The sequence below is a fragment of the Marinilabilia salmonicolor genome, from assembly GCF_003003035.1.
GTDB classification, from domain to species: Bacteria; Bacteroidota; Bacteroidia; order Bacteroidales; family Marinilabiliaceae; genus Marinilabilia; species Marinilabilia salmonicolor_A.
Genome location: NZ_PVTS01000015.1, coordinates 1 through 12401, shown reverse-complemented (window position 1 = coordinate 12401; position 12401 = coordinate 1). Strand labels below are relative to the sequence as shown.

General features: G+C 43.2%; 9 protein-coding genes. 7 read left to right on the top strand and 2 right to left on the bottom strand.

What is annotated here, in order from left to right:
• Nucleotides 1-420 precede the first annotated feature (420 nt).
• From BY457_RS14220 to nagB, 4 genes are all read left to right on the top strand, one after another.
• A complete protein-coding gene (locus BY457_RS14220; RefSeq protein ID WP_106153994.1) occupies nucleotides 421-1545 on the top strand; it encodes a PepSY-associated TM helix domain-containing protein in 1125 nt (374 codons plus the stop codon).
• 105 nt (nucleotides 1546-1650) lie between these two features.
• Nucleotides 1651-4062, top strand: coding sequence for a TonB-dependent receptor (locus tag BY457_RS14215; protein ID WP_258176747.1), 2412 nt, complete (start codon nucleotides 1651-1653; stop codon nucleotides 4060-4062).
• Nucleotides 4063-4074: 12 nt separating this feature from the next.
• Nucleotides 4075-5355, top strand: a complete 1281-nt coding sequence (locus BY457_RS14210) for a hypothetical protein (protein WP_106153992.1) — start codon at nucleotides 4075-4077, stop codon at nucleotides 5353-5355.
• A 211-nt stretch (nucleotides 5356-5566) separates the two neighbouring features.
• Nucleotides 5567-6355 (top strand): glucosamine-6-phosphate deaminase, encoded by a 789-nt coding sequence (gene nagB, locus BY457_RS14205; RefSeq protein WP_106153991.1) that lies wholly within the window; start codon nucleotides 5567-5569, stop codon nucleotides 6353-6355.
• A gap of 539 nt (nucleotides 6356-6894) precedes the next feature.
• On the opposite strand, the gene BY457_RS14195 is transcribed toward nagB, so the two are convergent.
• Nucleotides 6895-7287 (bottom strand): hypothetical protein, encoded by a 393-nt coding sequence (locus BY457_RS14195; RefSeq protein WP_106154066.1) that lies wholly within the window; start codon nucleotides 7285-7287, stop codon nucleotides 6895-6897.
• A 361-nt stretch (nucleotides 7288-7648) separates the two neighbouring features.
• Between BY457_RS14195 and BY457_RS14185 the strand changes: the two genes are divergently transcribed.
• The 3 genes from BY457_RS14185 to BY457_RS14165 all read left to right on the top strand — a co-directional run bounded on the left by BY457_RS14185 (nucleotide 7649) and on the right by BY457_RS14165 (nucleotide 11510).
• Nucleotides 7649-8305 (top strand): HD domain-containing protein, encoded by a 657-nt coding sequence (locus BY457_RS14185; RefSeq protein ID WP_106153990.1) that lies wholly within the window; start codon nucleotides 7649-7651, stop codon nucleotides 8303-8305.
• Nucleotides 8306-8351: 46 nt separating this feature from the next.
• On the top strand, nucleotides 8352-8867 hold the full coding sequence (locus tag BY457_RS14180; protein ID WP_258176746.1) for a hypothetical protein: 516 nt from the start codon (nucleotides 8352-8354) through the stop codon (nucleotides 8865-8867).
• Nucleotides 8868-9374: 507 nt separating this feature from the next.
• A complete protein-coding gene (locus BY457_RS14165) occupies nucleotides 9375-11510 on the top strand; it encodes a glycoside hydrolase family 97 protein (RefSeq protein ID WP_258176745.1) in 2136 nt (711 codons plus the stop codon).
• Between the two features lie 264 nt (nucleotides 11511-11774).
• On the opposite strand, the gene BY457_RS14160 is transcribed toward BY457_RS14165, so the two are convergent.
• A partial coding sequence (locus tag BY457_RS14160; protein ID WP_106153987.1) for a polysaccharide deacetylase family protein occupies nucleotides 11775-12401 on the bottom strand: 627 nt, incomplete at its 5' end.

Here is a 12401-nt window from a genome sequence, read left to right as displayed (position 1 = left end):
CCGATTTTTAGATTTGACATCAAAAAGATTATGGAAGTACTTATTTTTAGGTATTTCTTTTAAGTGGTTGAAGGTCAGTTTATTGTCGGTTCGTGATGAGCTCCAGCCCCGGTTCCGGGGTTTCGGTGTCGCTGTAAAATCCCCTGTTTTTGGGATTGTGGACCATTGGAACAACCTATACTTTTGTTTCAAAACTTGCTTGAAGCCTGTGGTGGAAACCTTCTTTACCGGGTGATACGAGATTCACGAAATTACAATTATAAGAAAAGGATTAAGTCTTTTACAGAGAAATCCGATAGGATTAAACAGACTGTGACAAAACCGGAGACAATCGGGGAGTAGTGCTCCTCGATTCAGAATCTGACGAGTTTATGTAAAAGATCAGCAAGCTCAATAGACCATAAACCAAATTTAAGACGAATGAGAAACAGTAAAAGTTTGACCCGAAGAATATTTGGAGAAGTTCACTTGTGGCTTGGCATTGTAAGTGGACTTGTATTGTTTATTATTTGCCTGAGCGGGGCGGTTTATACCTTCAGATCCGAATTTGAACAGTTGGCCGATCCGGATAAATATATGGTCGATGAGCAGGAGGGAGCAGAGGTCGTCAGTGTTGACCGGGTGATTGAACTCCTTTCGGACAGCGGGGAGGTAACCTCTGTTTTGGTACCGGGAATGGAACAGCGTACACTGGAAGCTGTGGTGAAAATGTCTCCTGAACAAAGGAGAGGCACGATCTTTTATGTTCATCCGTATTCGGGAGACATAGTGGGCAAATCCGGGGGCAAGGCCGGAGCATTTTTCCTGTGGGTGATGAAACTTCATCGGTGGTTGCTTATGGGGAAGACCGGAAAAGTAATAGTGGGTGTTTCTACATTAATTTTTGTGATTCTGGTAATCTCAGGCCTGGTTTTATGGGTCCCCAAAAAGCTCAGAATGCTGAAAAACGGACTGCGTATTACGCTTCGTGGAACCTTCCGGAGGAATATGTGGGAATTGCACAATGTATTAGGATTTTATGCTGCTCCAATATTGCTGATTATGGCTCTTACCGGACTTGCCTGGTCTTTCGATTGGTATCGGAGTGGTTTGGGAAATGTACTTGGCGCTCCGGTTTTTAATCGCGGAGGAACTGAGAAGGTTGAAATGGTTGTTCCCGAAAATAGTTCAAAGTTGCCTTACGCCGACTTGCTGGCAAAGGCCAAAGGTCGCTGGGACGATAATTCAGACTTCCGGATTTCTGTAGTGCAGCAGGAGGACACTCCGGTTCGCATTACCAGGTATGCCACCGGGTTCTTTGCCTTTGCCGGTTCCGATCAAATGTCGGTTCATCCGTACACATCAGAAGTGTTGGCAGTAAACCTCTTTTCGGACAGGCCTCTTAATGAACAGATAGCATCTCTGATCAAGCCTCTCCATACCGGGGAGATATATGGAACCTTTTCAAAAATCATATACTTCTTTGTGGTGCTGATAGCAACCAGTCTTCCTGTTACGGGTGTCGTCATGTGGCTGGGGAAAATCCGATTGCGAACTTCCAAATAATCCTGTTGACGGAAAACAAAATTTTAACGGTAGAGATTTTTTGTGATGCACAATGAAATTAGTCTAAATAAAAACAATAAAATCACCAAAATTTCCAGGTGCTTTATGCTGGTATCAGGGGTGTTGTTCCTTTTTCAGCATTCTATTGCGACCGCACAAACTGACGCAGGAGTCATAAGAGGAAAGATTGTTGATGAGACAGAGATGCCTTTGTTTGCTGTGTCGGTCGCATTGGGAACCTCAGGTCGTGGTACTGTCACAGATGCTGATGGAACCTTTGCGATCAGAGGTGTGGAAAGCGGATATCATACCTTATTGACTTCAGCAGTAGGTTACAAAAGAAAAAGTGTCCGTATTGAGGTTCCCACCGATGATCAAATACACGTAACCATTCGGATGGAAGAGGAAACTTTGGAAATAGATGAAGTAAAAGTGATTGGTAAAAATCAGGCTGCCATTCAGCGGGAAAAGGGGTTTGCCATCAGTGGTGTGGATATGCAGGAGTTTGAGTTACAAACCGTGCAGGCCGCCGACATGCTGGATAGAACGGCTGGAGTCCGCATTCGCCGTGAGGGAGGATTGGGCTCTGATGTTCAGTACAATATCAATGGCTTGTCGGGGAAGTCAATCAAGATTTTTTTGAACGGTATTCCCATCGATAATTATGGAGCATCTTTTTCGCTGAGCAGCATTCCCAACTCTATGATTGAGCGCATCGATGTTTATAAAGGGGTTGTTCCTGCTTATTTGGGGGATGATGCTTTGGGGGGTGCCATTAATGTGATTACGCGGAAAAGTTTTGTCAATAGTTTGAATGTGAGTTATTCCACGGGTTCTTTTAATACTCATCAGGCTGCCGCCGACGGACGATTTAGAGATGAGCGAACCGGTTTTACATTTAGCGGGAATGCTTTTTACAACTATTCTGATAACGATTATGAGGTGTGGGGAGATAAAGTGTACACCGTCGATGAACAGGGGAAAAAGGAATACATCACTGCCCGTCGTTTTCATGATTCTTATCAATCTGCCGGAATAAAAGCTGATGTGGGATTTACCAATGTAGCATGGGCGGATCGCTTTATGGTAGGTGGTTTAATTTCTGAGATGGAAAAAGATATTCAGCACGGGATGACAATGGAAATTGTTTATGGAAACAGAGCAGCAGCTCAAAATACCGGATTGATTCATGCGGAATACAGAAAGCGCAATTTTCTCATCGAGCATTTGGATGTGGATTTGTTTACCTCCTTCTCCAGACTCGAAAGACAGATTGTGGACACCATTCCTTATATGTACAACTGGCGCGGAAACCGTGTCTATAATGAGCGAACAGGTGAATGGTATGAATGGTCCGGAGGTGCCGAAGCAGGCGACCCGACGCTGAACAAAGACGACGAAAAAAAGTGGTCAGGAAGGATTAAGATGCAATATCGTTTGAATGGACGGAATAAGGTGGCATTTAACCTGCTGGCATCTGATTTTTCCAGAAACCCTGATGATCCCCTGCTGCCCCGGAGTGAACGGGAACTAATAGACACCCGGTATTTGACTAAGAATGTATGGACATTTAATTATGAACACGCTGCATTGGAGGATAAACTAAAGGCGACCGCATTTTTTAAATATTACTTCCAGAATCTGAGGTTGAAAGATGCGGTGCGCTCCCGCACTGAGGGGCTTACTTCCATTGAACTGGATGATGATACCAGGGACAAAGGGTATGGCATTGCGGCCTCTTATGCCATAACTCCTCAAATTAAGCTGATGGCCTCAGCTGAAGATGCACTCAGATTGCCATCGGGATCCGAAATTTTTGGTGTGGTTTCGGAAAATATTGATCCTGCTTATGATCTGAAACCCGAAAGAAGTCGAAATCTGAACCTTGGGTTTGATGCCGGGCCGTTTCAATTAGGACTTCACCAAATGGGGCTGACAACCAACTTTTTCTACCGAGATATTACGGGGATGATTAAACGGGGTGTTCCCGACCAGTTTTCAGAATCTACCCCGCACGTGAATCTTGATGATGTGAGAAGCACCGGGGTTGATGTGGAAGTCAACTACCATTATCAGCAATCAATTAGCTGGATTAGCGGGGTTTCGCTTTCCAATCCGAGATTCAACAGGGAATTTAACGATGAGGGAGCAAAGTATAACTATTACGGCGATCGGCTCCGGAATGAACCCTATTTTACCATCAACAGTAATTTGGTGATTCGAAAACGGGACCTTTTTCAGAAAGGAAGTGAGTGGAGTTTGCAATACAACTTCAGTTATGTGCATGAATTTTATCGCAACTGGGCCAGTTTGGGAGGTGCGAACAAAGATGTAATTCCCACTCAAATTGTGCATGATGCCGGAATGCGCTACACCTTCCCGGGACAAAAGTTGACGCTGAGTGCCGACGTTCGGAATATTTTTAATGAGCAAGTCTTTGATAATTGGGCACTGCAAAAGCCCGGAAGAGCTTTGTATGCCAAAATCAGTTATAAAATCAATTCATTCAAACCATAAAAACTATTTGTTATGATTCGCAATTTGAAATATTTGTTGTTCGGGTTTGTTCTTACCGGGCTGGTAGCCTGCAGCGAAGATGATAACACAGAAACTGTCGAGCAACCCACCGGGGATCGGTTATATACCATTGGATATGCCGACGGCTCCGGCAGTCCCTCGGCAACCTACACCCAGTCAGTAACTGACCTTTCTGATGGCACCATTTCCTATGTCGGATATGGATTTGAAGTACCTTCCACACGCACCGCCCGAATTTTTGCTTCTTCGGACGGGACTATTTTGTACGGCCTTGATTATGGAGGCGGATCGGTCTATAAATTTGAAGTCAATGGGGGGCAGGATTATACCCAAATCTCCGAAACCAATGTGCAATATGCAATTGGTACAGCTTATCCACGATGGACAAAAGTAAATGATGATTATGCTTTGTTGCACAACGTTACCACTGAGCGTATTTATGATGAAACCAGTGGTGATTACTTAAAGACCGTCGCCACGGCGCAACTGGTTTCTGTCAATCTTGATGATCTGACATTTCGCAGCATACAGGAATTTGAAATCCCCGTAAATGAGGAGGATGAAGCCAGAGGTGCTTATGTGTTCAGGATTGATGCACCTGTGGTGGTGGGCGATAGAGTTTATTACGGTATGGCGAAAAGAACATACAATCCGGATACGGACACACAGGAGCAGGTGGATTATAATTCAGTTGAGACACTTGTCGTGGATTATCCGTCTCTGAACAATCCACGCCTGATCTCCACAACTACCGGCGGAGCTAAAGGTGCTACCAATGGTTACCGGACTTCCGTGGCTTACCAGGATGAGCAGGGCGATGTCTATCAGATTGTTACTGTTCCTGACAATTCTTATGACACCCATATCCTGAAGATTACTGATGGTGCCTACGATGAAGACTATAGTTTTAATTTATCTGAGCTACTGGGGAAAAATACCATCTCTAATGGCTGGTTTTATGTAGGTAACGGAATAGGCTATGTGCCTTTTGCACAGTCAGATTTGGGAGGTACCAGCGATGCTGTGTGGTCAGTTGCCCGTGTTGATTTATATAACGGTACAGCTGTGGAACTGGATGTTCCCGATAATCTGTGGCTTCAACAATATCAAAACAGTATATTGGTGGATGATAAATTCTGTATGGCTTTGGGACCCAAAGGAGGTGAGGGACATATCTATATGTTTGATGTCAACTCTGCCGAACCGGATGGGTTTACTGTTGGTACAACGCTCGAGGCAGGTGCCGATTCCTACTATATTGGAATTTATTGATGAATCTGTTTGAAGAAAGCTGCCCTGTTACCACTGGTGACGGGGCTTTTTTTATTGTTCGGGAAGCAGTCTGAAACATTTTAGGGGGATTAACACCTTTGTTTTCTTAAAAAGATGTAATTTTAACTAGTTCTTGTCCGGAAACTAAGCAAATTCTGGTTTTAGAGCTGTTTCTGGTCAGAAACTTACTATAAATCAAAAAACATAAAAAATGAGACTACTCATCCAACTTAATTACGACAAAGTTTCTGAATGGACTGCCGGCTATATTGCCGAAAAAATTAACCAGCACAAGGGGAGTCGTCCTTTTGTTTTAGGATTGCCAACAGGTTCTTCTCCGCTCGGAACCTACAAAGCATTGATAGATTTGTATAAGGAAGGCAAAGTTTCTTTTAAAAATGTAGTTACTTTCAATATGGATGAGTACATCGGTATCCCGGAGGATCATCCCGAGAGTTATCATTCTTTCATGTGGAACAATTTCTTCAATCATGTGGATATAGAAAAGGACAATGTGAACATCTTAAATGGTAATGCGCCTGATGTTGAGGAAGAGTGTCAGCAATATGAGGAGAAGATTAATCAATATGATGGTATCGACCTCTTTATGGGCGGTATTGGTCCTGACGGACACATTGCTTTCAATGAGCCCGGATCGTCACTTCAGTCCCGAACTCGTGTGAAAACGCTTACTCAGGATACTATTATCGCCAATTCCCGGTTCTTTGACAATGACACCAATAAAGTCCCTAAAACCGCATTGACGGTAGGTGTTGCAACCGTCCTTGATGCCAGAGAGGTGCTGATTATTGTGAACGGGCACAACAAAGCCAGGGCTTTGCATTATGCCATAGAGCAGGGCGTCAATCACATGTGGACCATTAGCGCTTTACAAATGCACCCCAAAGGAATAATTGTATGTGATGAAGCTGCCTGTGATGAATTGAAGGTGGGTACCTACAGGTATTTTAAGGATATAGAGAAAGGAAATAGATTATAAAATCAACCCCTGCCAACTCCCAATATCTTGTAAAAGCCCGTCATTGCGATTTCGCACCTCAATTATATTTTGGGGCATAATGGGAAAATAACAAGCTGAGATGCTCAATTAAAACTCCAGAAAAGATTATTTGTGAAGCAGGTACGACGGATTCTTTGGACAGCATAGCAGCAAAGCTGAGCGCCGATCCGCCGTTAGAGACGAAACGGCGGATTGGAATCCGCCGCACCTAATTTGTCATTGGTGCGTAGTGAAGCAGTCTCAATTTATCAATATCACGCCAACGAAAATACGAAAGCCGGATGGGGATTCCCTTTCCGGCTTTGTTCTGCTCTCATATTTTTTCTTTGAGCTCAAACAGATTCTTGTTGCTATCGGCAACAAACCAGGTGTTACCATTGGCGCCCGGATTGACGTATGTCTTATAGTTCTGTTTTTTTGCTCGTTCAAATACCTCTTCGGCATCCGTAATCTCCAAGCAGGTATGTGTATAGGCCGGACGAAATTTCTCCCGGCTGATGAATGCTTTCGATTAAAGATCATTCATCCTTCAGAAACCGAATAATAAACAGATCTTCCTCTTTTTTCTCCACCCAGTGGTCAAAGCCCAAACTCGCAGCTTTTTTAATAAGCGGAATCGTCAGCAAAGGAACTGTCAGTTCGTAAATTTCTCCTTTTGGCAAACTTTTTAAATCGGCCATCACCTGATGAACAGGCATTTCGCCTGCATCCAGCATTGGGCGGGCATCAAGGTATTTGGTGACTTTTGATTCGTTGTACAAGTCGGGTTGATCATACTTAATGGTTAATCCACTTTCTCCATCTTCGGAAATGGCATCCTGTCCGACTTCAGCTCTCAATCGGTTCACCAGTTCCTGAACTTTCAGCTTTCCAATGGCCGCTGCCTGCTGTACGGTGGCAACTTTAGCCACCGTTTTCCGGGCCGGAGAATAGGGGGAAACCAAAATGGGCGACTTCTAAGGCCTTGCGCAATGGCCGGAAACTTAGGCTTTCGCGGGTGGATAGGTTTAAACGGACTAGATTTTTTTGTTTCTTTATGGAGCAATGCCAAAAAGAAAATCTATAAAGAAATTAAAAATTGATCTGGTGATTTTTTCAGCAACTCCTAATTAAATGTAAAAAAAAGGGTGAAAAGTGATAGTTTTGGAATACATTATCTATGATCTGGGGAAATAAATGAAACGAGCATGGCAACGATTGCCTCAAAAGAGAATGTAAACAATCAACCATGTGAGTTCCATCAGGCCAATAACTTAAACAAATTTTATACGGATGAAAAATACTACTGAAATAATTCATTCCACAGTTGATTTTGTGAAAAAGGAGCTTGTGGGAGCCGAAGGAGGTCACGACTGGTTTCATACCTACCGGGTATGGAAGATGGCTTGCCGTATTGCCGAATATGAAGAATGCAATAAACTGGTGGTGGAACTTGCTGCTTTGTTGCACGACATTGCCGATGCTAAATTTAACGATGGAGACGAAGAAGCGGGAGCGCTGAAAGCAGCAGATTTCTTGAGCGAAATGAATGTTACGGATGAGATTATTGGTCATGTGGTGGAGATCATTAGGCATGTCTCTTTCAAAGGGGGAAATCATCAGCAGGAATTTCGGTCGCCTGAAATGGATATTGTGCAGGATGCTGATCGATTGGACGCCATTGGGGCCATTGGTATTGCACGCACGTTCAATTATGGAGGGTATAAAAACAGGAAAATTTACGATCCTGAGATAAAGCCTGATCTTAATATGACTAAAGAGGTGTATAGAAACAGTAAAGCTCCCACAATCAATCATTTTTACGAAAAACTGCTGTTACTCAAGGACCGGATGAATACAAGAACCGGAACGGTAATGGCGGAACACCGTCACCAGTTTATGGAGGAATTCCTTAATGAGTTTTATGAAGAATGGGAGGGAATGAAGTGATTCTTTTCCTGAAGAATGTCGGAACTATTAAAAAAAAACAGACGGTATGCCAAAACTAAAGAAACAAGGCCTTAAAATTCTTAAAATGATTCACCTCTTTTTTGTGGTGATGTGGATTGGAGGAGCCATTGCGCTATTAACTGTTCTCTTTTTTGTTCAGCCGGAAACAGGCGATGAGTTGTTTATGAAGTCCCGTATTATTCAGTTAATTGACGATTTTATTATTATCCCCGGTGCTATGGGCAATCTGTTGATAGGCACTGTTTATGGTGTATGGACTGGTTTTGGATTCTTTAAACATCACTGGATAACAGTGAAGTGGGTGCTGACCGTGGCTCAAATACTCTTCGGTACATTTTTTCTGGGCCCCTGGGTCAATGGCAATGTCAAATTGGCGAACACCCTGAGGGAGCATGCTTTTTCCAATGATGTTTTTCAGTACAACTTTCAGCAGAGTGCTGTTTGGGGTACAGTACAAATGCTTCTTTTGTTGGTGATGCTCATCCTTTCGGTTCAGAAGCCATGGAGCAGGGTAGTGAAAAGAAACAATATCGGAAACTAATTGAGAATATTGAATACGAAATTGTTTGTACGAAAGAGGGGTAGTTGATTTTCCGAAAACCTTTGCGAAGCTTCCATTCCATTTATTTTCCACTTTCTTTTATAATGAAAAACAAGTAGCTTTTGGTTGCTTTTTGTTTGATATACAGGTAATTTAGGTGTTTTATTTCCGTACTTTGTAATGTTGTGAATTTCGGTCACTTTCCTGATCTACTGCTCTTTTCGGTATCTTTGACGTAAAAGTTTTATGCAACATCCCAAATATTTGTGTATATGAAACGAGCATGGCAAGGGATGTCACAAAAGACAATGCATAAGTTCCTTACATGCGAGTTCCATCAGACCAATAACTTAGATAAATTATATACTGATGAAACGAGCATGATATTTTTTAAATATAAATCACAAGAGAACATGTTTAAAAAATATTATGCGAGAGCGAAGCGGTTCCATTCGTTCTCAAATTTTTAATTAGTTTTTTATCAGATAATTACAAAATTTTAAACGAATGAAAAATTTACTTGTTTTTATGGCAATATCCTTTATGGCCGTATGGGGACAGGCAGCTGAGCTGAAGTCTCCCAATGGCAGTTTTCATCTCAGTTTTGAGGTGAAGGACGGGGTTCCGGTTTACAGCCTTCAGCTGGAGGGGCAACCGGTAATTCTTGAAAGTCGTCTGGGGCTCGAGTTGAAAGGTCTGGAGCATCTTACCAACGGGTTTAAGCTTACAAAAGTTGATGAAAGCTCTTTTGATGAAACCTGGGAGCCTGTGTGGGGCGAAACCAAAGAGATTCGCAATCATTACAATGAACTGGCGGTTACATTGGAGCAGGAAGAGACCGAACGTACGATGGTTATTCGTTTCCGTTTGTTTGATGACGGCCTTGGGTTTAGGTATGAGTTTCCCCAACAGGACAACCTTACCTACTTTGTGGTAACTGACGAAAAAACGCAGTTTGCCATGGCCGACGATCATACTGCATTCTGGATTCCGGGAGATTACGATACCCAGGAGTATGATTATACTACTTCCAGGCTTTCCGAAATCCGTGGTTTGATGGATCAGGCTATTACCCCCAATGCTTCACAGACTCCTTTTTCGGACACCGGTGTGCAGACAGCTCTCATGATGAAGACAGATGACGGATTGTACATCAATCTGCACGAAGCTGCCTTGATTGAGTATTCCTGCATGCACCTGGAACTGGATGATGAGAATATGATTTTTGAATCACATCTGACTCCTGACGCAGTGGGGAACATGGCCTACATGCAGGCTCCTACGCAAACTCCCTGGCGTACCGTTATTGCCAGTAAAAATGCAGGCGATATTCTTTTATCCAACATTACCCTCAATCTCAATGACCCATGCGCTTATGATGATGTTTCCTGGATCAAACCCGTGAAATACATTGGTGTGTGGTGGGAGATGATTACCGGGAAAAGCTCCTGGGCCTACGCTGACTTGCCATCTGTGAAATTAGGTGAAACCGACTTTTCGAATGCTCAGCCTACTGGTAAGCATGCCGCCAATACCGAACATGTGAAGATGCACATTGATTTTGCTGCAAAACACGGCTTTGACCAGGTGTTGGTTGAAGGTTGGAATGTTGGCTGGGAAGACTGGTTCGGGAAATCCAAAGACTATGTTTTTGATTTTGTAACTCCATATCCCGACTTTGATGTGGATGAACTGCGTGAATATGCCAAAAGTAAAGGTGTGCGATTGATGATGCATCACGAAACTTCCAGCTCTGTTCGCAATTATGAACGTCACATGGATGAGGCCTATAAGTTCATGGAGGACAATAACTACAATGCTGTGAAAAGTGGATATGTGGGAGATATTATTCCACGAGGGGAACATCATTACGGTCAGTGGATGGTGAATCATTACATCTATGCAGTAAAAGAGGCTGCAAAACATAAAGTGATGGTGAATGCCCACGAAGCTGTTCGTCCAACGGGACTGCGACGTACTTATCCCAACCTGTTGGCCAATGAGTCGGCCCGTGGTACCGAATATGAGGCTTTTGGAGGCAATAAGCCGGCGCATACCACCATTCTGCCGTTTACCCGTCTGATTGGCGGACCGATGGATTATACGCCGGGTATTTTCGAACAGGATGTGAGTAAATACAATCCCGACAACAATTCATGGGTTAATACCACCATTGCCCGCCAGCTGGCACTGTATGTCACAATGTACAGCCCTTTGCAAATGGCTGCCGACCTGCCCGAAACTTACAATAAATATCTGGATGCGCTTCAGTTTATTAAGGATGTTCCGGTGGATTGGGCGGATACCAAAGTTCTTGAAGCAGAGCCTGGTGATTTTATCACTTATGCCCGTAAGGATAAGAATAGCGACAATTGGTTTGTGGGACGTACCAATGATGAAGAACCCCGTGTATCCAATATTAAATTTGATTTCCTGGAACCAGGGAAAAAATATGTGGCAACGATTTACAGTGATAAAAAGGATGCTCATTACAAGAAAAATCCCAAGGCTTATGAGATCAAAAAGTATGTGGTAACCAGTAAGTCCAAGCTGTCGCAGAAATGTGCTCCCGGAGGTGGTTATGCCATCAGCCTCATCGAAGCACAAGACAAAAGCGAAACCAAAGGGTTGAAGAAGTTGTAATTGAAAAGGCTTATATTTTAAACCGTAGAAATTTACCAAAGGGGGCTGTCAGTTGTGATGGCCCCCTTGTTTTTTTCAAACGTTCTCTAACCTGATTAATTCATGAATTTTTGTGATGAGATGGTCAAACAGCAAGAAATATGGACAACCGCAGATGAAATTGATGAAGGAAATAGTGAACTATTTTCAAATCAATTTTATCGAGGACGTTCATATTTCGCAGTTGGTTGATCATCGTAATAAATTATTTATGAATTATTCAGGCTAAAGGCCGCTGTGACGACGAACCCGTTGTTGTTGGCCTGAAAATACCTTGAAGTATGCCCAGGCTCCTGAGGCTTTTACCAGGAGCTCGGAGATGGTCCCGTTATCTGGTGCCGATAATCTCTTTAGTCTGAAATGGTCTGTATTACCGGTGTTAAATCCGGTGTCAAGGGTCAGTGCTGCTTCAAACCCGGCTTTTTTACATATGCGGATGTCCCGTTCACTGTATTCTCCATTTGGAAATGAGAAGAGTTTGCAGGGGGCATGGGTTAATGCTTCCGTACTTTCTTTGGATTGTTGAATTTCCTTTGCTGCTTTAGAATCGGAGCATCTGGGGAGAATCGGATGGGTAAGTGTATGTGCTCCAAACTCCACGAGTCCGCTTTCAACCATCGACTGAATCTCTTCTTTGTTGAGCATGATTCGTTCTTCAAAGATTTGATTTTCTTCAAATCCTAATCTTTTCAGGGCTGCTAAGCGGGTAGAATCCGACATTTCCTTTAATTCCTTTTTGAATGCACGGTCCTTAACTGTATCCACCCCAGCAATGACATCTTTCCTGGCATGATCCAGACGCCTACCTTTGTCAAAAAAAATCATGCAACACAGAAAATCTTTAAACCAGAG